The following is a 20,166-nucleotide window of genomic DNA, read 5'->3' on the forward strand; positions in this document are numbered from 1 at the left end:
AACCTAGTGCCTCGCTTTATACTGGCTTGTTCAAAGTTATAGCTTGCGTGAGTGCCTCTTCGAGGCACATGAAAACTATAACGCCAACGAGTAATGTAAAGCTCACATTGAAATGAGCTTTACATTTTGCATGTCTGAAAATTTCTGATGTTACTTATTTATAGGTCTCGTTAATCGGGTTATGCCAATAAAACCGCCCAATATAATTAGTGTCGTAGTGTAAAATAGCAGGCGGGCATCAGCGGCATTTCCGAAAGCCACAAGACCTCCAAGGTACAAAGTGGCAGACAGAAGAATTATTACCAACTCAAGATTTATTCTACCGATAAATAAGAGGAGCGTAAGTAATACCAAACAGACAAAATATATAAACCAAGGTTTAAGTAGGCTTTTGCTGGAGTAATCAATTACATAATTAACGAGATTCTCCCTTATTGTCGATTTCGGCAGGCTATATCCGTAGGTATTTTCTTCAATCTCCGGGGCAATTATTATAAATTGATTTCCGTCATGCGCGCCAATTAACTGTCTTGTTAGTTGAAATTTATTATAGAGGAAGCAGATTGGGTGGGTTATCGCAGTGCTGATCCACAATTGATCTAGTGTGTTATCAAAATTCACATTGTTGATAAAATCTAGCGAGAGGTTTGAGTGTCGAGGGTCGTAATTTTCACTTATGCCTTCCAACGTTAGATGAGGGGACTGCTCTTTAAATAGATTTCTATTTAAGCAGATACTTGCGCCGGCTATGTCCATCGATCTAGTTACCCTTATTAGAGCGGTGGCCCCCTTTAGCTTGTGAAATTCTGGAAGTGAGTATCTATCTAGTTGGATTTTTGCAGAGTATATTCCTACTGTCAACAATATTCCTAGGCACAGAAAGGTAATTATAGTCTGAGCGCGTTTTATTGATTTACGGCAAGATATGATCCACGCTAGGTAAAAAATTAGAGGAATAGCTGCCGTAATAGCGTTATGCCTAGATGCAACACCCAAAAAAATTAACGCTACTGTAAGTATAGATAAAGCAATAAAGGGTAGCTTTCGCTCTGTGGATTTCATCGCCAAAGCTGTTGCAAAGCTTGCCAATAGAAAAGAGGTCATTAGGACATCCTTCCAAATTGCTGCCAGGGTTCCAAGTATAACTGGAATGCTTAGATAAAATATTACAAGTAAAAATGTATATCTAAAATTCTTGGAAAAATATTGTGCTATATAAAAGAAAGATAACAATAAAAGTAGTACCTGCGCAAAATGCATAACCATTGGGTTCTGTGAAATTACATCGATCAATCTCCAGATATAACTAATCATTGGCGGCCAAGTAGAGTCTGTCACCTCATCTCGAGCGCCATCTAATGCATGAAATGTATCGAATGTCATGAATCCTGGGTAAAATGACCAGGAAACTACTAAGGAAATAACGGTAGGAACCGCAATCAATGCTATTGCTTTTGGTAGCTGATGTATATTTTTTACTGAGAAAGCAAGCATTGTGAAGTATATAACTAGAGATAGTGCGAGTATAACCGTGAATGGCTTTGTCTTTTCGCGAAAACTCAGCTGATTGTGAATTGATAGTTCAAATTGTGGATCGTTACCACTGGTTATAATTTCAAGACCCGCCCGCCCTATTGTTACTGAATCGATACCTTGCTTGGGTACAATACGATCTAATAGTTCACTTGGCAAAAAAATCTTGCTATTGAAGAGGTATCGAACTTCTATTCTCTTAACTATGATCTCTAATGGTTTGTCCGCCGGGTCTACGCGAACATGGTCTAAATTTTTCCCTGCAATAGTAAATTCGACTCCGCGCGTTGAGCTTCCGTTGTATACTTTCCGCTCACTAAATTCTTCAGTGTACATTGAGTTTACTGGAAAATAGAGCTGTATAAAGTCGGATGTTTTTGCATCAACGAAAAAGACGATCGTATCCTTGTGTATTAAGCTGATGCCGAAAATAACTAATCCAGAAATAATCAGGGAAGTCAGGTAGAAGATCATTGTTTTTTTTAAAAATTGCACTGATGGTAAGTTCATGCTTCCAATGCCTATCGTGTTTTGTTGAAAATGGATTTTATACTCTAACTTTTTAGAGGGGCGGTCATCGCTTTTGGCTAGACAAGTCTAAACCAAGGTTTAGGAGCGCCGGATGAAAGCTAATATTAACCTGATCGTAACGTGAAAGGGAGTGAGATTTCTTGTGCCTCCGTAAGGGAACCATCGCCTACACGTTCAAAGCCGTCCATTGAGACCTGAAGCCATGCTTCCGATCTCTTTCCGGGGCCGCTGCAATGATGCGTCCCTGACGTGAGCGTCAAATAATTTATCTCAGCCCGAAGCCCATAGACTTCCAAAAGTCCATCGAAGTCCTTGCGGCTCTGATCGAACTGTAAATTAAGCCTTACTGATGACCCTGCGCTGCTCGAGCAGTTGAGAGCTCCGAAGGTGCTCTGGAATGGCAATATTATCAGTCTCAAGTGTGATCATTTGGGAGCGATGGCCTAGTAATGCCCAGCCATTGATATAATCGAACGCATGAATATGCTGAAGGCGTTGGAGAGCTCACATGTCGATGATGCAGTTCCCCTTTCACCTATCAAACACGTGCAGTCGGGAGACGCAGAGAGGCCACAAAAGAGTAAGTCGTTTCGAACGGTCTCCGTGCAATCATAATTTAATTTCTGCATAGCGCGATTTGTGGTTCCTAATTTTCTATTGGAGGTTCCACTTTTTTATTACGCGTAAGGGAGCGTATTCTGTAATATTGTTTATGAAGATAATGAAGGCGCTAAAAGTGGCGGTGGAATACTTGGCTGCGTTTTGAGTGGGGTAAGTAAGTTTTTGATCTATTACTACTATTTTCTGCGCTGCTTGTGCCTTGATGATTTTTAGTCTGCCTATGACTGGCTTTAGTTTTTGTTGAATACAAATTTTTTGTTGAGAAAATAAAAGACTACTGTGTACGAGACCATTGCGAAAATTTGCGCTATTTCGGGGCGTACACCCATCCCTCGGTAAACGATCAATAGTACCAACTGATTTATAGCAAAAGAGATGGCAAAGGCGAGAATGAATTTCGGAATCGTGCTTCGGTCAGTTGTTGACTGGTTAAATACGAAAATTTTGTTAAGTACAAAAGCTACAATCAACGCAACACCATAGCCGATAGCGTTAGCGTATGCAGGTTTTGTGTTGAACAGAATCATCAGTGCTAAAAATACTCCGTAGCCAATTGCTGTATTGGCTACGCCTGCAAAAATATACCTTAGGGCTTGCATGGTGTGCGAGGCTTCCTAGATGGGCGATAATTCTTTAGACAATTGATTGAAAATTTGCACGTTTACGGATTTGTTTGCGTATTCATTTAACGATTCCCAATAGCCGAGGGTGTTTTCCAACTGTTCAAGGTTTCTTGGTCCTATCACCACTCCAGACAACACAGGGTTTACATAAGATGCGGCCAATGCTAATTCATTGAGTGTCATGGGGCGTGGCTCGAACCCATGGTTTGAATTGAGGAAGTGTCCAAGCCTCTCAGTCAGCAATTGCGGGATATTTATCTGTCGCAGTTCTATTGAGCTATTTGTTTTCGGCGCTTCGATTTTCAGTCCACCCAAGTTGATCCCGTAAGCAAGATACTTTGCCTTCGGAAACCATGTTTGGTAGGCCTCGCGTGCGGCGTGTGTCATGAAGTTTTCTTTGACCTGGATGATCCACTTTTCTGCCAGGGTCGGGTCGGCCTTGAAATAAAGTTGCGGATACTTTATGCCCGACAAGCCAATGGACAACCCTGCTTGCTCTAGCTTTGACATGGCCTCGACGGTTTGCGCAATGGCTGCCATTTGGTGCTCGTCATCTGCCCTGTTGTCCCAGTGGATCGAGATGCAAGACAGTGCATTGGCAAACTGATTATTCAAGGTGTCGGCAGCTCGCTCGATATGGTCGGGCGTGAGGTTGACATCAGGGGATCCCATATTGTCTCTGGAGCCAATTTTTACTATTAACTCAAGGCTGCTGTCACCGTGTTGCTGTACCCAGTCAGCCATCCAGCTAACCGCAAGTCCAAAGTGTTCCTTGTGCTTGTTGATAGGGTAATTGGTTGCGGTATCGACAATGCTGCCGCCACGTTGCAAGAAGTGTTCGAGGAGCTGATACGCTTCGCGGCGCTCTATGCCCCAGCCCCAGAGTGCCGTGCCCAGCACCAGTTTTTTGTTGTCAGGCGTGAACGTCGACATGGTCATGCTCCAGGCTTGGTGTTGTTCAGGCGCTGGCGCAAGGAGAACATTGCCTTTAGGTATTCAATGATCAATTTGATGATTTTGACTTTTGAATTAGGGTCATCGGTCCAGGTGACCGGCAGATCCAGTACACGGTATTTCAGGTGTTCGCCAGTGACCAGGATTTCGGTGGCGAAGAACCAGCCATCACTTTGCGCGCCGGATTTCATTAGCGATCCGAGAGTGTTTCGCTGTAGAAATTTGAATCCGCACATGCCGTCACTGAACGAGGTATTGAAAATAAGTTTCACAATATAGTTGAAGCCAAAGCTTGTAACGTTCCTCATAGGACTTCGACCAATTACTTTCGCTCCCTTTGCGAGACGAGACCCAGTGACGATGTCAGCGCTGTTCGCTTTGAGTGCTTCCAGCGCTGGGCGCAGGTGGAGCAAGTCGGTTGCCAGGTCCAGATCCATGTAGCCGACAATGTCTGCGGTGGATTGTGTCCAGGACGCTTTGAGGGCGCGGCCAACGCCACGTTCTTCCAGGCGCAGATACTTCACACCGGGCAGCGTGCTTTCCAGCTCACGGGCAATTTCTTGCGTTTTGTCGGTTGATCCATTGTCGGCCAGGACGATATGGATATCGCCAATATCCGTCAGGTTAGTGAGGATATAGTCATGGGTTTTATTGACTTGATCCGCCAGCGTCGCTTCTTCGTTCAGGATGGGAATGGTAATTTCGATCGATACATTCATCTTCTTTGCTCTGAAAGGTTGGTTTGGGTGCTGACGAGATTTTCAGTTTCTAGCTTTTCCAAAACATCATAAATGTTATCGATTTTCCCACCCAAGATTGAGTAGCACCCCGGAAGCACATCGTGTTTTTCGAACAGAATGGGTCTGCCATCGTCGCCTTCATTCTTTATAAGAATGGTTTTCACTTCAAAAAGTGATTCTACATACTTGGCATCCAGTGCCGATGGCAGATAGCGACCTATATCGCGAATCATGCGATCGACACGGGTTGCTCGATCGTAATTGTCCAGCTTTTGGTACGGGTCGCTACCCGGCTCGTCAGTCCAGTGCAAGTGAGGTGTGTACCGTACGTGCGAGACTGTATGCAGGCCTCGGGCAGGAAACGGCATGATGGAAAAAAATGGCCCGTCCATAACGGTAATCCCCACGTCCTGAAGCACTGGCGGTACCTGCATCAGCGCCATTTCTGTAACTTCCTGCTTCAAGCCCGTCTGTGTACCTGGAAAGTCACCGCCAAACTGATTGAGACCGCTATAGGTACAATTGAAAACATATCGGCAGGTGATTAGTTCGTGCGTTTTGCCATCGGGCGCGAGGGTGACATTCAGAGTGTTGTCAGAGCTGTTGGAAATTGCAACAGCCCGTGTCTGCAGGCGAATGTTCACTCCACTTTCGTTCAGTTCAAGCTGGGCCCATCGAGCCAGTTCAGTGGTATTGAATGCATATTCTTCAACCAGAAAAACCTCTTCGATCAGTCGTGGTTCAAATAACGCCCGTAGGGCAGGGGCGGCTGGTTCGATCCTGGCGCCGATTTCTCGGTAAAAGCGTTCAAACTGGTTGGCCGTTACTTTGGAGTTGCGCCGGGCAATGGCATACAGCTTGGTGAAGTCTTGCTTGACCGCGTCAGGCCAGTCTTGAACGAATTTTGGCAAGTTGATGCGACTGCGGTATGCCGTGGTGAAGCTTCGCGGGTAGTGATAGCCATTGTGTACGCGTGCCTGGTTGTTGTACGAGGCGCGAGACAACAGCGTGGATTCACGTTCGATCAAGGTTACACGTTTCATGCCGCGCTGCTTGGCCAGGTAGACGGCGATTGCCGCACCGTAAAACCCCCCTCCGATGACAACTGCATCTTGTGTGTTATCAGGTGCCATCAGGCTACTCGTCCAGATGCAGACGGGGAAGGAGGAGGCGTGCGGGAAGCTACTTCCTCAATGTTCAGTTTTTCGAGCCGCGTAATGCGCGCGCTCGTGAACTCTTGGGCGATGTGATACAGCGGACCTTCATTCGATAGGCTGGTCATGTGCAGGATGTATTCTCCAAGCACCATGAGAACCAGCGATATCAGGAAGAACATGCCGGACTGTTGCAGAGAAAGACTGATCCAGCCTGGTGCAATATGTGGATTCAGGAAGCCACTGGCGACGACATAAAACGAGTAGATCAAGTTTGCGATGGCACCAAACAACGAGAGCGAGGTGACTAAACGCATCGGGGCTCGAGTCGTTGAGACCAATAACAGCATGCCCCTGTCCATGCTCTCTCGCAGGCGCTTGGTTTGTGTCACTCGAGGCTTGGAGCTGTATTCCAGATTGGCGCGAGCAAACCCACCGGTGGCCGGAAGGTGTCGGTAGGTGACTGAAGGCTGCGGGTGTTGCAGGATGAAGTTGATCACTCGTTTGCTGAGCAGGCGATACTGGGGCGCTTCGGTGGCCAGATGAATGCCGTTGAATGACTTGTAGACCTTGTTGAATATTTTGTAGGCGGTCTCGTAAGCGAAGCTTTGTGGTGGCTTTTGCTTGTTGTTGGCAAATACCACGTCCGCTCCACTGGTTGCCTTATCGAGCATTTTGGGCAGAAAGGCGATGTCATCGGCCAACGGATCGATCACGACCACGAAGTCCCCCAAGGCGTTTTCCAGACCCGCCCAGGATGCGGTGTCAGTGTCGACTTCCTTGGTCAGTGCGTAAACTTGCAAATTTGGGAGGCCGTTTTCGGCAGTCAGATTTTTTAGTATTGATATACTTTCATCGTCCGAGGCATTGTCGACAACAATTAGTTCGTAATCACTAACGAGCGAAGACATCCGTTCGACCGCATCTGCCAGGATACTTCCTATATGGTTTGATTGGTTGCGCACAACAAACACAACCGAGAGAAATACCGGAAAAAAGACCATTTAGAGTTCCTCCAGACGCCCGCCATTTGGCTGTCGTCCATATTTTCGAAAAAAAGCGCGTAATCTTAATCTGCAGGGAAGAGGACGTCACTCTTTTCGTTCATGGCCTTTTCCAGGCAACCATGCGTAGACGCAGCATTTCAGGGCTTCTTGAATCGATCTTTCCCCACGCACGACGCCATGATACATCGTGTATTCTTTATCACTTTGGCAATCACAGGTATACGTGGCTGGTTCGGTTCGGCCGTGCAAAATGGCGTGTGGTCGATATCAGTGCAAATGGTCTTCTGCGCTTCTGGGCGCCCCTTTGCGCACATGGCGGTGTGCCGCGTGTATCGACTTACATTTTCGGAGTGATGTAATAAATGATTTTCTGGTGGCTCATACCGGCTGTCTGCGGCCTCTCTTTTGTTTTGACTGCAGTACTGCGTCGATATGCATTGGCACGTAGCATGCTCGATATGCCGAATGATCGCAGCTCGCATACAGTACCGACCCCGAGGGGTGGGGGTGTGTCAATTGTAGTGACTTTTCTGATGTCCCTGGCGGTAATGTGGGGCTGGGAGCTTATTGATCTCCGGTTTTTTTTCGGGGCGGCGGGTGCGGGGTTGCTGGTAGCTGTCGTCGGGTTCATGGATGACCATGGCCACATTGCTGCCCGCTGGCGCTTGCTTGGTCATTTCGCTGGCGCTGCATGGGTGCTGGCCTGGACGGGGGGACTTGCGCCGATAGAAGTGGCTGGGATGGTCCTGAACTTGCGCTGGGCCGGAGATTTTTTTGCGTTGTTTTATCTGGTGTGGCTGCTGAACCTTTACAATTTCATGGATGGGATTGACGGAATTGCCAGCGTTGAAGCTATCTGCGTGTGCTTGGGAGCTTGCCTGCTTTACTGGGTGAGTGGGCACAAGGATCTGATTTGGGCGCCTCTGTTGCTGGCGATGTCGGTGCTTGGGTTCCTGTTCTGGAATTTTCCGTCCGCGAAAATATTCATGGGCGACGCAGCAAGCGGTTTCCTGGGAATCATTCTGGGAGTGTTGTCTCTTCAGGCCGCAGCGGTCGAGCCGCGTTTTCTGTGGGTGTGGCTGATCCTGCTCGGTGTCTTTATTGTTGATGCGACGTTTACCTTGCTACGACGTCTGTTGCGTGGTGACAAGGTCTATGAAGCCCATAGGAGCCACGCTTATCAGTACGCCTCGCGCCAACATGGACGGCATTTACCAGTGACAACCGCGGTGGCCTTGATCAATGTGTTCTGGTTGTTGCCCCTTGCGCTTTGCGTGACTTCTTTTGGGTTGGATGGTGCGCTTGGGGTGGTAATGGCTTACATCCCGTTACTGGTAATAGCCGTTAGATATCACGCGGGGGAAATGGAAGTGTTGACCGTTAAGCGCTGATCACGGGATAAATTCAGAATGGTTTCAGATTATTCCGTACAATGACGCTGGATTTCGTCAGGGAACGGGCCGGGTCGGTTGAGGTTTATGGATAAAATACGCGCCTTTTTGCTAGGTTTGCCACGCAGGCAAAAACGACTAATTCAAGTTGCCACAGATGTTTTTCTAGTCTGGGCCTCTCTCTGGCTTGCATTCATCGTCCGCCTTGGCATCGATGATATGTACAACCCGCTGAGGGTCCACTTCTGGCTATTCGCCTGTGCACCCGTAATCGCAATTCCTCTGTTCATCCGTTTTGGCATGTACCGCGCTGTCATGCGCTATTTCGGAAACGATGCACTCATTGCCATCATCAAGGCTGTCAGCCTTTCGTCGTTGATCCTGGCACTCGTCGTCTACTGGTACAGCAACCACCAAACCGTCGTCCCACGCTCTATCATCTTCAACTACTGGTGGCTAAGCCTTGTCATCATCGGCGGTCTGCGCCTGTGCATGCGTCAATATTTCATGGGCGACTGGTTCACCGCCGCGCAGCACGTACCGTTCACCAATCGAGATGATGGCCTTACCAAAGTCGCCATCTACGGTGCAGGTGTGGCCGGCAACCAACTTGTCGCAGCACTTCGCATGGGCCGAGTCATGCGTCCCGTAGCGTTTATCGATGATGATCCAAGCATCGCGGATCGTTCGATCGCAGGCCTCCAAGTCTACAAACCCAAACACATCCAACAGATGATCGACGTAACAGGCGCGCAGGAAATCCTTCTGGCGCTGCCGTCATCTACCCGCGCACGCCGTAGGGAAATTCTCACTATTCTGGAGCGTTTCCCGCTTCACATCCGAAGCGTACCCAACTTCACCGATCTGGCAAGTGGCCGGGTAAAGGTCGAAGACATCCAGGAAGTGGATATCGCCGACCTTCTGGGGCGCGATTCGGTACCAGCGCAACCAGACCTGCTTGAACGGTGTATCAAAGGCAAGACAGTGATGGTCACTGGCGCCGGTGGATCGATCGGTGCGGAACTGTGCCGGCAGATTTTCGCGCTGGGCCCGACCACGCTTTTACTGTTCGAACACAGTGAATTCAACCTCTACAGCATTCTTTCGGAGCTTGAACGGCGCGGTTGTCGGGAGTCTGTCTCTGTTCGGCTGCTTCCTATCCTCGGCTCGATCCGACACCAGGACAAACTTCTGGATGTGATGAAGACCTGGGGCGTGGACACCGTCTACCACGCTGCCGCGTATAAACACGTCCCAATGGTCGAACACAACATTGCCGAAGGCGTGCTTAACAACGTCATTGGCACGCTCAACACCGCTCAGGCTGCATTGCAGTCGGGTGTTGCGAACTTTGTGTTGATCTCCACCGACAAGGCTGTACGCCCCACGAATGTGATGGGAAGTACCAAGCGTCTCGCCGAAATGACGCTTCAAGCGTTGAGTCGTGAAATTGCCCCAGTGCTGTTCGGCGACAATGCCAATGTATCCCGGGTCAACAAGACCCGTTTCACCATGGTGCGCTTTGGCAATGTGCTGGGGTCTTCCGGTTCAGTGATCCCGCTGTTTCACAGCCAGATCAAATCCGGTGGCCCGTTGACGGTCACCCACCCGAAAATCACTCGCTATTTCATGACCATCCCCGAGGCCGCGCAACTGGTGATCCAGGCGGGTTCCATGGGGCAGGGCGGTGATGTGTTCGTTCTGGACATGGGTGAGCCGGTGAAGATTGTCGAACTGGCAGAGAAGATGATTCACCTGTCGGGTTTAAGCGTTCGTTCGGACAAGAATTTGCAGGGTGACATCTCCATCGAATTCACCGGTCTGCGTCCCGGCGAGAAGCTTTACGAGGAGTTGCTGATCGGCGACAACGTGGCAGCGACGCAACATCCGATGATCATGAGCGCCAACGAAGATCATTTGCCCTGGGATGTACTCAAGGGCCGTTTGAGGGAGTTGCTGATTGCTGTTGATCATGACGATTACAGTCGGGTCCGTCAGCTCCTGCGCGAAACCGTCAGCGGCTACACCCCCGACGGCGATATCGTTGACTGGATCTACCAGCAACGTCGCCTCGAACCCTGATTGTTTCACATCCTGTAACGGACACATTTTTGACAGGCTCCAGACATCGCCTAAGTTTGGGAGGCAGCTTCGGAAAAGCTGCTTTCTCAATCGATGTCATGGAGCGTCATTTATGCGTACTGGCTATTTCTACTCTCTGGTTTTTGCCCTGCTCACCAGCGCTTCTATTGCGGCCATTGCTGCGCCGACGGCCAAGCCCGAGGCTGGCAACGCACCTCTGGTGCTGGAAGTTTCTCCCAAGGCACAGAGCGGCAAGGTCGATCTGAATCAGGCCGATGCGCCAACCCTTCAGCGCGAGTTGTCTGGTGTAGGCGAGGCCAAGGCCAAGGCGATTATTGCCTATCGTGAGAGTAATGGGCCGTTTGCGTCCGTGGACGAGTTGCTCGAAGTGAAGGGAATCGGTAAAGCCATTCTGGATAAGAATCGCGAGAAGCTTGAGGTGAACTAAGCTTATACGTCAGCGCCTGGGGCCGGTCATTGACCGGCCTTTTTGCTATCTGGCGACCGCTGTAAGGGTGCGCCTTTCGTCGATATGGGAAAAATTACGTCTATCATATGCGTTTCGGATTATGCCTATAATAAATTAGGTTTCCGCCATAGCGTTTGAGCCTCAGGCGCTTGTCTTTCCCGTAGGCATCTCCCAGGAGCACAGTCATGAATTCTGTCCAGTCCCAAGTTACGGCCCTCGTCACCGGTGCTTCTTCCGGTATCGGTGCGATTTACGCCGAGCGGTTGGCGGCGCGTGGTTGATTTTTATTGGTTGCCCGTGATCAAGCGCGGCTGGAAGCGGCGGCGACCACGTTGCGCGCCGAACATGGCGTTCAGGTCGAGGTGCTCAAGGCGGATCTGACGCAAAAGGATGATGTGCTGAAGCTCGAACAGCGCCTTCGCAGCGATTCGAGTATCAGCCTGTTACTGAACAACGCCGGTGTTGCCGCTGATGGGTTGTTGGTCCAAAAGTAAGGCCGCCGCACGTTACACGTGAGGCTTCATGAATCGGCTAGAGGTATCTGCGGTATGAGTGATCGTCGAGTAGTTGTAACGGGCATGGGCCTGGTGTCTCCATTGGGTTCTGGCGTCGAAGCTGTCTGGTCGCGTCTGTTGGCAGGACGTTCCGGGTTGCGCATTTTGCCGGACGCGGTGGTTGCCGATTTGCCGGCCAAGGTCGGTGGTGCAGTGCCGACGCTGGAGGACGATGCCGAGGCGGGTTTTGACCCGGATCGGGCGACGCCGCCTAAAGAGCAGAAGAAGATGGACCGCTTCATTATGTTCGCTATGGAGGCGGCGCGTCAGGCGCTGGAGCAGGCCGGTTGGCAAGCGGCGGACGCTAATGCCCAGGAGCGTACTGCAACCATTATCGGTTCTGGCGTGGGTGGTTTCGGTGCGATTGCCGACGCGGTGCGCACCACGGACAGTCGTGGGCCGCGACGCTTGTCGCCGTTCACCATTCCTTCATTCCTGGTCAATCTGGCCGCGGGTCATGTGTCGATCCAGCACGGTTTCAAGGGCCCGTTGGGTGCTCCGGTGACGGCGTGCGCGGCCGGGGTGCAAGCGATTGGTGATGCGGCGCGGCTGATTCGTTGTGGCGAGGCGGACATTGCGGTGTGTGGCGGCGCGGAAGCGGCGATTGATCGCGTCAGTCTCGCCGGGTTTGCCGCGGCTCGCGCCTTGTCCAGTGGTTACAACGAAACCCCGGAGCGTGCCTCGAGGCCGTTCGACAGTGGTCGCGATGGCTTTGTCATGGGGGAGGGCGCGGGCCTTCTGGTGATTGAATCCCTGGAGCATGCCTTGGCCCGTGGTGCTCAACCGCTGGCGGAACTGGTCGGTTACGGCACCAGTGCCGACGCCTATCACCTGACGGCGGGGCCCGAGGATGGCAGCGGTGCGCGACGGGCGATGTCGCTGGCGTTGGCCCAGGCGGGCATTTCGCCGGCGCAGGTGCAGCATCTCAATGCTCACGCAACCTCGACGCCGGTCGGGGATCTGGGAGAGTTGGCTGCCATCAAGGCGTTGTTCGGCACTGATAACAAAATTGCGGTGACGTCGACCAAGTCGGCCACCGGGCATTTGCTCGGCGCAGCGGGCGGTATCGAGGCGATCTTCACGCTGTTGGCGATTCGCGATCAGGTCGTGCCGGCCACCCTCAACTTCGATAACCCGGACCCCGCCGCTAAAGGCGTGGACATCGTCCACGGTAAGGCAAGGCCGATGGCAATCGAATACGCGCTGTCCAACGGCTTCGGGTTTGGTGGGGTGAATGCCAGCGTGCTGTTCAAGCGTTGGGAGGGCTAGTCCTGAGTTTGTTTGAGGTAGGCGCGAGTAACGTCGAGAATTCGCTGTGCCAACTCAGGATTCTCGACACTGCGTGACAGCAGTAACGCCCCGACCAGCGTCGACATGATGACGATGCTTTGGTCGGCGGCGACGTCTTCGTCTGCAAACGTGCCTTGCACTTGTTCGAGCCGTGCGTTGAGCACCACGTCAGTGGTCGGGCTCTGCTGCCCGCGCAGGCCGAGTTCCGATGACATGGTCGGCAGCGGGCAACCTTCATGGGGTGAGGTCTGGTGCCATTCGGACAAATAGGCGTCGATGAACGCTTCCAGCGGGCGATCCTGAGCGAAGAGCTGGGCGCAAATGATATCGACCTGCTCGCCTGCGGCTTGCAAAGCCTTTTCTACCAGTTCGTCCTTGGACTTGAAATGCGAGTAGAAGCCGCCGTGAGTCAAACCCAGTGCTTTCATCAGCGGTTGCAGACCTGTCGCGCCAATGCCGTCGCGGCGAAAGCGCGCCGAAGCCTCCTTAATGATGCGTTCGTGGGTCTGGGCTTTATGGTTCTGCGAGTAACGCATCGGGTATCTCCGCAACGATGCGCCATCTTAACCAATGAAAATGGGATGGTGACTGTACTTCTACTTCTAAAAAGCATGCAGATGCGTCCAACTCCATTTTGCTGTTTCGAATTAACTGGCACGAATAGTGATTACTCATTCATTGACGATTGTTGAACAATCACGAGGCAATGAGTATGAACAGCGGACTGTCCCTCGCCGACCACATCACCCTTGAATTGCGCGCCGACATCATTGGCGGTCGTTTGCTGCCCGGCATGGCGTTGGTGGAAAACGATCTGGTGTCTGTCTACAACGCCTCTCGCAATACCATTCGCGAAGCGTTGCATCGCCTGGGGCAGGAAGGCCTGACCCGTTATGTGCGCAACAAGGGCGTGATGGTGCGCAGGCTGGGCGTCGAGGACGTGCGGGATCTGTTCAAGGTCAGGCGCACCCTGGAGCTGCAGGCCATCAGCGCGAGTCAGCCGCTGCGCGACTATCAATCCGACCGAATGCTCGAAGCCCTGGAGGCCACCGAGCTTGCCCGGGAGCGCGAGGACTGGCGCGCCGTCGGCACCCACAGCCTGGCGTTTCATCAACACATCGTCGGATTGCTGCGCAGTCCACTGTTCGATGAGTTCTTCACTAACGTCGTAGCGCAACTGCGCCTGGTGTTCTGTACCGCTCCCGATGAGTCACGTTTTCAGGCGCCCTGGCTGGCGCGCGACCGGCAAATACATGAGTGGCTGGCCGAGGGCGACAAACGCGCGGCCGAGGATGCCATGAGCCTTTATCTCGACGATTCCGAACACCTCCTGTTGCAGATGCTTACCCGTTCTTCCCATCACTGATCGAGGATTCGTGCCATGTACAAAGACTATCCGGCGGCCTATCAAGTCAGCAAAGGCTCAGCCTTGCAGGTGAACAAAACCTTCTACGAGCGGATTCGCGATGCGAAGGACGGGCGCACGCTGATCGAGGCATTCGAGGTGCCGATCCGCACCGGTCGAGCCTGGAAAGTGCCGGCCGGGCATGTGTTCCGGGTGACCACACCCGTCGGCCCGCAAGTGGGCGACTTCAACGTCTGGAATGCCAACGATCCACGGGAGCGTTTGTGGGCGGCACGGACCCGGCAATTACAGGGCGCTCACGTCAGCACCCATGACCGGCTCTGGTCGAACCTGCCGTTTTTACGTCCGCTGGTGACCATCACCGATGACAGCCTGGCCGGTTACGGGATCGATGAACATGGCGGTCGCTTGCATGATTTGCTGGGCACCCGTTGCGATCCCTATGTGAACAAAATGCTCACCGGCGAAGACTTCCATCATCACTGCCACTCGAACCTGACCCGCGCGGTGCTGCCCCATGGCTTGACCGAATTTGACGTGCATGACGTGCTGAACATTTTCCAGTGCACGGGCCTGAACCACGACGACATGTATTTCATGAAAGCCTGTCCGGCGCAGAAGGGCGATTACCTGGAATTTTTTGCCGAAATCGATTTGTTGTGTGCGCTCTCGACCTGCCCGGGCGGTGACCTGTCGCTGGCCATGTGGGGGCCGGATGCGCAGGATCCGCTGAGCGTGTGTCGTCCGCTCGGGGTGGAGATTTATCGGTTGGAGGATTCGTTGCTTGAGGGCTGGAGCCAGCCGGAACGAGCGGCCTATAAAGGGCTGCATGGCCTGCACATCGCCAAGGCGGTTTGGGAAAAATAATCGGCACTACAGTCGTAGGAGCGAGGCTTGCCCGCGAAGGCGTCCTTGATATCGCCTTCGCGGGCAAGCCTCGCTCCTACAGAAGCGGTTCAGCTGTTTTTTCAGCGGTCCTGCGCATCCTTGGCATCCGCTTGTGCGTTGCGTTCAGCGACGCGTTTGCGTTGCTCATCGGTTAGATCGACCTTGGTGGCGGTGTCACGCAACATCATCAAACCACCAACGATCGAGCCGATTGCAACGACCAGAATTAACCAGGCATACCAGGGCATAGGGCTCTCCTTAAGGGCAGGTCGATTGGCGGGTTTCGCCAATCGATCGTGCATATCACTTTGAGCGATGGAGTTACGCACCGGTTCCATCGCAGTCGCTCCATTCTATGCCTGAAAGACAGCAACACTTCGCCTGTTTAAAGTCCTGTCAGCATCGCGTCCGCCGGCGCATCGGCACGCAGTCAGCGTCATGCCGCCCAGGTTGATCAAACCATCACTGTAGATCGCGGCAATGCCGATCACGCCGCGGGCGATGATTGCCCGGTGCGGGGTCTGAAAACGTGACAACTTGGCCAGGGATGCCGGCAGGCCTTCGTGCCCGCCACGCCCCAGCCGTAACTCCAGCCGAAGTGCTCACCGGAAATCACCAGCCCGACCGCAATGCCCCACAGATGCAGCGTGCCGAGTGTGGGTTTGAGATGTGTGTTCATGCGTTTGCTCCCTGAACGGTTTGGACAGCTCGGGGGAGGGCGTTTGCAGCGGGCGTGCCAGTGTTGCGATGGCAGTCGTAAAGCGCAAAAGACGTGGTGTCGGATGTTCGGTGCTGGATATGAGTGTTTCGTGCTCCAGTTGGGAGCGTTGTTGTCTGTCATGCCGCCTTCGCGGGCAAGCCTCGCTCCTACAAGGTCAGGAGCCTGTAGGAGCGAGGCTTGCCCGCGAAGAGGCCCGCCCAGACACCGCTGTAACGCCGGCATAAACCCACTCTTTACGCTTTCTTTATTCACAGCCAACACCCTCGATCTCGTTCCTTTACAGCCTCCCTGCCGACAATGGCTCCACACGCGGCAATACGCCGTAACACGGAGAATTTCCATGAGCGTTCTGGACGGGGTGTCACTGCTATTGGCAGTGGGGCTGTTCATTTATCTGTTGGTTGCGCTGTTGCGCGCGGACCGGAACTAGGAGCGGCTATGCACAGTTATGACTATTGGCTGATCCTCGCCTTCTTCGCCGTGGTGCTGATTCCGGCACCGTTCCTGGGGCGCTTTTACTACAAGGTGATGGAAGGTCAGCGCACTTGGCTTTCACCGATCCTCGGACCGGTGGAGCGTGGATGTTATCGGGTGGCCGGCGTTGATCCGCAGGCCGAACAGAGCTGGCAGAAGTACACTCTGGCCTTGCTCGCCTTCAACCTCGCGGGCTTTTTGCTGTTGTTCGCGATTCTGTTGTTCCAGGACCACTTGCCACTGAACCCGCAGAACCTGCCGGGTCAAGAGTGGACGCAAGCGTTCAATACCGCCGTCAGCTTTATGACCAATACCAACTGGCAGTCGTACAGTGGCGAAGCGACCCTGAGCTACCTGAGTCAGATGGTCGGCCTCACCGTGCAGAACTTTGTCAGCGCCGCCACCGGCCTGGCGGTGTTGGTTGCCCTGTGTCGCGGGATCGGCCGCAAGTCGAGCAAAACCCTCGGCAACTTCTGGGTCGACATGACCCGCGCCACCCTCTACGGCTTGTTGCCGCTGTGCCTGTTGCTGGCGCTGTATCTGGTCTGGCAGGGCGTGCCGCAAACTTTCGCGCAGTACGTGAATGCCGTGACGATGCAAGGCATCGATCAGGTGATCCCGCTCGGCCCGGCCGCCAGTCAAATTGCGATCAAGCAACTGGGCACCAACGGTGGTGGCTTCTTCGGCGTCAACTCCGCGCACCCCTTCGAGAACCCGACGGCCTGGAGCAACCTGTTCGAGATGGCCTCGATCATCCTGATACCGGTGGCGCTGGTGTTCACCTTCGGCCACTACGTGAAAGACCTGCGTCAGAGCCGCGCGATCATCGCCTGCATGCTGGCGCTGTTCCTGATCGGCGGCGCGACGTCGCTGTGGGCTGAATACCAGCCGAACCCGACCCTGAACAACGTCGCCGTCGAACAGACCGCGCCGCTGGAAGGCAAGGAAGCACGGTTCGGCACCACCGCCACGGTGCTGTGGTCGGTCACCACCACCGCGGCGTCCAACGGTTCGGTCAACGGCATGCACGACAGCCTCAACCCGTTGAGCGGCATGGTCGCGCTGGTCAACATGATGGTCGGCGAAGTGATCTTCGGCGGCGTCGGTGCCGGGCTCTACGGCATGTTGTTGAACGTGTTGATTGCCGTGTTTCTCGCCGGCCTGATGATCGGCCGCACCCCGGAATACCTCGGCAAGAAACTGCAAGCCAAGGAAGTCCAGTTGCTGGTGGTGACCCTGCTGGTGATGCCGGTCGGCGTGCTGGTGCTCGGCGCGATTGCCGCGAGCCTGCCCGGCCCGGTCGCAGCAGTCAGCAACCCCGGCGCTCACGGTTTCAGCCAGTTGCTGTACGCCTACACCTCGGCCAGTGCCAACAACGGTTCGGCGTTCGGCGGTTTCGGAGCCAATACCGCGTTCCACAACTTGATGCTCGGCCTGGGCATGTTGATCGGTCGCTTCGGTTACATCCTCCCGGTTCTGGCCCTGGCCGGCAGCCTGGCGATGAAGAAAACCGCGCCGATCGGCCAGAACAGCTTCCCGACCCATGGCCCGCTGTTCGTGACCCTGTTGACCGTGACCATTTTGCTGGTGGGCGGCCTGACCTTCCTGCCGACGCTGGCGCTGGGTCCGATTGCTGAACATTTGAGCTTGGGCTTCTGAGCCGCTTTTTTAGGAGCACGATGATGAATATGCCCGTCACTAAAACCGCCACCGTCAAGGCGCCGGAACAACCGAAAACCGCGATCTCGGCCCTCTGGCGCCCGGCGCTGGTGCAAGCCTTCGTCAAGCTCGACCCACGGCAATTGCAGCGTGCGCCGGTGATGCTGGTGGTCGAACTGACCGCGATCCTGACCACCGTGCTGTGCTTCATTCCCGACAGCAACGTGCCGACCTTTGTTGCCGCGCAAATCGCCTTGTGGCTGTGGTTCACCGTGCTCTTCGCCAACTTCGCCGAAGCCCTGGCCGAAGGTCGCGGCAAAGCCCGCGCCGACAGCCTCAAGGCCGGCAGCGAAGGCTTGAGCGCTCGACGCAAAACCAGCAACGGTGCCTTTCAAGTGGTGCCGGCCACCAGCCTGCGCAAGGGCGATGTGGTGCGCGTTGAAGCCGGGGAAATGATCCCCGGTGACGGCGAGGTGATTGAAGGCATCGCCGCGGTCAACGAAGCGGCGATTACCGGTGAATCCGCGCCAGTGATTCGCGAATCCGGCGGCGACCGTTCGGCCGTCACCGGCAACACTCGCCTGGTCTCAGACTGGTTGCTGGTGCGGATCACCGCCAACCCTGGCGAGTCGACACTGGACCGCATGATCGCCCTGGTCGAAGGTGCCAAACGCCAGAAAACCCCGAACGAAGTGGCGCTCGACATCCTGCTGATCGGCCTGACGCTGATCTTTCTGTTGGTGGTTGTCACCCTGCAACCGTTCGCCCACTTTGCCAACGGCAGCCTGCCGCTGGTGTTCCTGGTGGCGTTATTGGTCACGCTGATTCCGACCACCATTGGCGGTTTGCTGTCGGCCATTGGTATCGCCGGGATGGACCGTCTGGTGCGCCTCAACGTGATCGCCAAATCCGGTCGCGCCGTGGAAGCGGCGGGGGACGTGCACGTCCTGCTGCTGGACAAGACCGGCACCATCACCTTCGGTAACCGTCGTTGCACCGCGGTTTACGCGGCACCTGGCGTCACCGCCAAGGAACTTGCCGAGGGTGCGTTGTTCGCCTCGCTGGCCGATGACACGGCTGAAGGTAAATCCATCGTCGAGTACCTGCGCAGCACTCAGCCACAGGCTGAGCCGTCCACCGAATTGCTGACCGCCGTGCCATTCAGTGCCGAGACGCGCCTGTCCGGTGTCGACTATCAGGGCCGTGTGTATCGCAAAGGCGCGGTGGACTCGTTGCTGGCCTTCGTCGGCCTGAAACGCGCCGACCTGGCCGCGCCGCTGTCCCGGGAAATCGACAAAATCGCCCAGAGCGGCGGCACGCCGTTGCTGGTCTGCGCCGACGGTAAATTGCTCGGCGCGATCCACCTCAAGGACGTGGTCAAGCCCGGCATCCGCGAGCGTTTCGCCGAGCTGCGCAAACTGGGGATTCGCACGGTCATGGTGACCGGCGACAACCCGCTGACCGCCGCAGCGATTGCGGCCGAGGCGGGCGTGGATGACGTGCTGGCCGAAGCCACACCGGAGAAGAAACTGGCGCGCATTCGCCACGAGCAGAACGACGGTCGCCTGGTCGCCATGTGCGGCGACGGCGCCAACGACGCCCCGGCCCTGGCCCAGGCGGACGTGGGCATGGCGATGAACGACGGGACGCAAGCGGCGCGTGAGGCGGCGAACATGGTCGACCTCGACAGCGACCCGACCAAGCTGCTGGACGTGGTGCAGATTGGTAAAGAACTGCTGGTGACCCGCGGCGCGCTGACGACGTTTTCCATCGCCAACGACGTGGCCAAGTACTTCGCCATCCTGCCGGCGCTGTTCGCCTCGATCTACCCGCAATTGGGCGTGCTGAACGTCATGCACCTGAGCAGTCCGCAGAGCGCGATTCTGTCGGCGATTGTGTTCAACGCCTTGATCATTGTGGTGCTGATTCCGCTGGCGCTGCGCGGTGTGCGGGTGCAAGCGGCGAGCGCGGCGGCGTTGCTGCGTCGCAATCTATTGATCTATGGGCTGGGCGGGATAGTGGTGCCGTTTGTGGGGATCAAGGCGATCGACATGCTGCTGACGGCGTTGCATTTGGTTTGACTTTGAAATCCACTCCCTGCCCAGGGGG

The 20,166-nt window shown here is 54.4% G+C and carries 18 protein-coding genes and 1 pseudogene; 10 read left to right on the forward strand and 9 right to left on the reverse strand.

The genetic code is table 11. The annotated features are described in order from the left end of the window. Window positions 1–150: 150 nt before the first annotated feature. The 6 genes from ACYZT0_RS05510 to ACYZT0_RS05535 all read right to left on the reverse strand — a co-directional run bounded on the left by ACYZT0_RS05510 (window position 151) and on the right by ACYZT0_RS05535 (window position 7,160). Window positions 151–2,043 (reverse strand): hypothetical protein, encoded by a 1,893-nt coding sequence (locus tag ACYZT0_RS05510; protein WP_462044958.1) that lies wholly within the window; start codon window positions 2,041–2,043, stop codon window positions 151–153. A gap of 872 nt (window positions 2,044–2,915) precedes the next feature. Then, window positions 2,916–3,284, reverse strand: coding sequence for a GtrA family protein (locus ACYZT0_RS05515; protein ID WP_462044959.1), 369 nt, complete (start codon window positions 3,282–3,284; stop codon window positions 2,916–2,918). A 15-nt stretch (window positions 3,285–3,299) separates the two neighbouring features. After that, entirely contained in the window at window positions 3,300–4,241 is a 942-nt protein-coding gene (locus tag ACYZT0_RS05520; protein WP_462044960.1) for an aldo/keto reductase, read from the reverse strand. A gap of 2 nt (window positions 4,242–4,243) precedes the next feature. Beyond that, window positions 4,244–4,981 carry a glycosyltransferase gene (locus tag ACYZT0_RS05525; RefSeq protein ID WP_462044961.1) on the reverse strand — a complete coding sequence of 246 codons (738 nt, stop codon included), beginning with the start codon at window positions 4,979–4,981 and terminating at the stop codon, window positions 4,244–4,246. Further along, window positions 4,978–6,135, reverse strand: coding sequence for an FAD-dependent oxidoreductase (locus ACYZT0_RS05530; RefSeq protein ID WP_462044962.1), 1,158 nt, complete (start codon window positions 6,133–6,135; stop codon window positions 4,978–4,980). The genes ACYZT0_RS05525 and ACYZT0_RS05530 overlap by 4 nt, the downstream gene beginning before the upstream one ends. Continuing rightward, a complete protein-coding gene (locus tag ACYZT0_RS05535) occupies window positions 6,135–7,160 on the reverse strand; it encodes a glycosyltransferase (protein WP_462044963.1) in 1,026 nt (341 codons plus the stop codon). The genes ACYZT0_RS05530 and ACYZT0_RS05535 overlap by 1 nt, the downstream gene beginning before the upstream one ends. A 365-nt stretch (window positions 7,161–7,525) precedes the next feature. On the opposite strand from ACYZT0_RS05535, the gene ACYZT0_RS05540 reads away from it, so the two are divergent. From ACYZT0_RS05540 to fabF, 5 genes and pseudogenes are all read left to right on the forward strand, one after another. Next, window positions 7,526–8,554, forward strand: a complete 1,029-nt coding sequence (locus ACYZT0_RS05540) for an MraY family glycosyltransferase (protein WP_462044964.1) — start codon at window positions 7,526–7,528, stop codon at window positions 8,552–8,554. An 87-nt stretch (window positions 8,555–8,641) separates the two neighbouring features. Next, a complete protein-coding gene (locus ACYZT0_RS05545; protein ID WP_462044965.1) occupies window positions 8,642–10,636 on the forward strand; it encodes a polysaccharide biosynthesis protein in 1,995 nt (664 codons plus the stop codon). A gap of 112 nt (window positions 10,637–10,748) precedes the next feature. After that, on the forward strand, window positions 10,749–11,084 hold the full coding sequence (locus ACYZT0_RS05550; protein ID WP_462044966.1) for a ComEA family DNA-binding protein: 336 nt from the start codon (window positions 10,749–10,751) through the stop codon (window positions 11,082–11,084). A 206-nt stretch (window positions 11,085–11,290) separates the two neighbouring features. After that, window positions 11,291–11,587 (forward strand): annotated as a pseudogene (locus ACYZT0_RS05555) (SDR family NAD(P)-dependent oxidoreductase); the annotation flags it as partial. 66 nt (window positions 11,588–11,653) lie between these two features. Next, window positions 11,654–12,928 carry a beta-ketoacyl-ACP synthase II gene (gene fabF, locus ACYZT0_RS05560; protein WP_462044967.1) on the forward strand — a complete coding sequence of 425 codons (1,275 nt, stop codon included), beginning with the start codon at window positions 11,654–11,656 and terminating at the stop codon, window positions 12,926–12,928. On the opposite strand, the gene ACYZT0_RS05565 is transcribed toward fabF, so the two are convergent. Further along, window positions 12,925–13,485: a TetR/AcrR family transcriptional regulator gene (locus tag ACYZT0_RS05565; RefSeq protein ID WP_462044968.1), complete on the reverse strand. Its 561-nt coding sequence runs from the start codon at window positions 13,483–13,485 to the stop codon at window positions 12,925–12,927. The two genes, fabF and ACYZT0_RS05565, sit on opposite strands and share 4 nt — an antisense overlap. 176 nt (window positions 13,486–13,661) lie before the next feature. Here ACYZT0_RS05565 and ACYZT0_RS05570 point away from each other — a divergent pair, with 176 nt between their 5' ends. Both ACYZT0_RS05570 and ACYZT0_RS05575 read left to right on the forward strand, forming a co-directional pair. Next, window positions 13,662–14,315: a GntR family transcriptional regulator gene (locus ACYZT0_RS05570; protein WP_462044969.1), complete on the forward strand. Its 654-nt coding sequence runs from the start codon at window positions 13,662–13,664 to the stop codon at window positions 14,313–14,315. 15 nt (window positions 14,316–14,330) lie between these two features. After that, window positions 14,331–15,182, forward strand: a complete 852-nt coding sequence (locus ACYZT0_RS05575) for an urea carboxylase-associated family protein (protein ID WP_462044970.1) — start codon at window positions 14,331–14,333, stop codon at window positions 15,180–15,182. Between the two features lie 101 nt (window positions 15,183–15,283). Here ACYZT0_RS05575 and ACYZT0_RS05580 read toward each other — a convergent pair whose 3' ends face one another. Next, window positions 15,284–15,451, reverse strand: a complete 168-nt coding sequence (locus ACYZT0_RS05580; RefSeq protein WP_462044971.1) for a DUF2897 family protein — start codon at window positions 15,449–15,451, stop codon at window positions 15,284–15,286. 239 nt (window positions 15,452–15,690) lie between these two features. After that, a complete protein-coding gene (locus ACYZT0_RS05585) occupies window positions 15,691–15,882 on the reverse strand; it encodes a hypothetical protein (RefSeq protein WP_462044972.1) in 192 nt (63 codons plus the stop codon). A 382-nt stretch (window positions 15,883–16,264) separates the two neighbouring features. On the opposite strand from ACYZT0_RS05585, the gene kdpF reads away from it, so the two are divergent. Genes kdpF through kdpB form a run of 3 tightly spaced genes read left to right on the forward strand, consistent with a single transcriptional unit; the run spans window position 16,265 to window position 20,138 of the window. After that, a complete protein-coding gene (gene kdpF, locus ACYZT0_RS05590; RefSeq protein ID WP_007899818.1) occupies window positions 16,265–16,354 on the forward strand; it encodes a K(+)-transporting ATPase subunit F in 90 nt (29 codons plus the stop codon). Between the two features lie 8 nt (window positions 16,355–16,362). Further along, entirely contained in the window at window positions 16,363–18,057 is a 1,695-nt protein-coding gene (kdpA, locus tag ACYZT0_RS05595; protein WP_462044973.1) for a potassium-transporting ATPase subunit KdpA, read from the forward strand. A gap of 23 nt (window positions 18,058–18,080) precedes the next feature. Continuing rightward, window positions 18,081–20,138 carry a potassium-transporting ATPase subunit KdpB gene (gene kdpB / locus ACYZT0_RS05600; RefSeq protein WP_462044974.1) on the forward strand — a complete coding sequence of 686 codons (2,058 nt, stop codon included), beginning with the start codon at window positions 18,081–18,083 and terminating at the stop codon, window positions 20,136–20,138. Window positions 20,139–20,166 lie beyond the last annotated feature (28 nt).

Source organism: Pseudomonas sp. ZS1P83 (assembly GCF_054897825.1).

Coding starts and splice junctions, on each gene's coding strand:
- ACYZT0_RS05510 (WP_462044958.1), bottom strand. CDS start 2,043: ATGAACTTACCATCAGTGCAATTTTTAAAAAAAACAATGATCTTCTAC.
- ACYZT0_RS05515 (WP_462044959.1), bottom strand. CDS start 3,284: ATGCAAGCCCTAAGGTATATTTTTGCAGGCGTAGCCAATACAGCAATT.
- ACYZT0_RS05520 (WP_462044960.1), bottom strand. CDS start 4,241: ATGTCGACGTTCACGCCTGACAACAAAAAACTGGTGCTGGGCACGGCA.
- ACYZT0_RS05525 (WP_462044961.1), bottom strand. CDS start 4,981: ATGAATGTATCGATCGAAATTACCATTCCCATCCTGAACGAAGAAGCG.
- ACYZT0_RS05530 (WP_462044962.1), bottom strand. CDS start 6,135: ATGGCACCTGATAACACACAAGATGCAGTTGTCATCGGAGGGGGGTTT.
- ACYZT0_RS05535 (WP_462044963.1), bottom strand. CDS start 7,160: ATGGTCTTTTTTCCGGTATTTCTCTCGGTTGTGTTTGTTGTGCGCAAC.
- ACYZT0_RS05540 (WP_462044964.1), top strand. CDS start 7,526: ATGATTTTCTGGTGGCTCATACCGGCTGTCTGCGGCCTCTCTTTTGTT.
- ACYZT0_RS05545 (WP_462044965.1), top strand. CDS start 8,642: ATGGATAAAATACGCGCCTTTTTGCTAGGTTTGCCACGCAGGCAAAAA.
- ACYZT0_RS05550 (WP_462044966.1), top strand. CDS start 10,749: ATGCGTACTGGCTATTTCTACTCTCTGGTTTTTGCCCTGCTCACCAGC.
- fabF (WP_462044967.1), top strand. CDS start 11,654: ATGAGTGATCGTCGAGTAGTTGTAACGGGCATGGGCCTGGTGTCTCCA.
- ACYZT0_RS05565 (WP_462044968.1), bottom strand. CDS start 13,485: ATGCGTTACTCGCAGAACCATAAAGCCCAGACCCACGAACGCATCATT.
- ACYZT0_RS05570 (WP_462044969.1), top strand. CDS start 13,662: ATGAACAGCGGACTGTCCCTCGCCGACCACATCACCCTTGAATTGCGC.
- ACYZT0_RS05575 (WP_462044970.1), top strand. CDS start 14,331: ATGTACAAAGACTATCCGGCGGCCTATCAAGTCAGCAAAGGCTCAGCC.
- ACYZT0_RS05580 (WP_462044971.1), bottom strand. CDS start 15,451: ATGCCCTGGTATGCCTGGTTAATTCTGGTCGTTGCAATCGGCTCGATC.
- ACYZT0_RS05585 (WP_462044972.1), bottom strand. CDS start 15,882: ATGAACACACATCTCAAACCCACACTCGGCACGCTGCATCTGTGGGGC.
- kdpF (WP_007899818.1), top strand. CDS start 16,265: ATGAGCGTTCTGGACGGGGTGTCACTGCTATTGGCAGTGGGGCTGTTC.
- kdpA (WP_462044973.1), top strand. CDS start 16,363: ATGCACAGTTATGACTATTGGCTGATCCTCGCCTTCTTCGCCGTGGTG.
- kdpB (WP_462044974.1), top strand. CDS start 18,081: ATGAATATGCCCGTCACTAAAACCGCCACCGTCAAGGCGCCGGAACAA.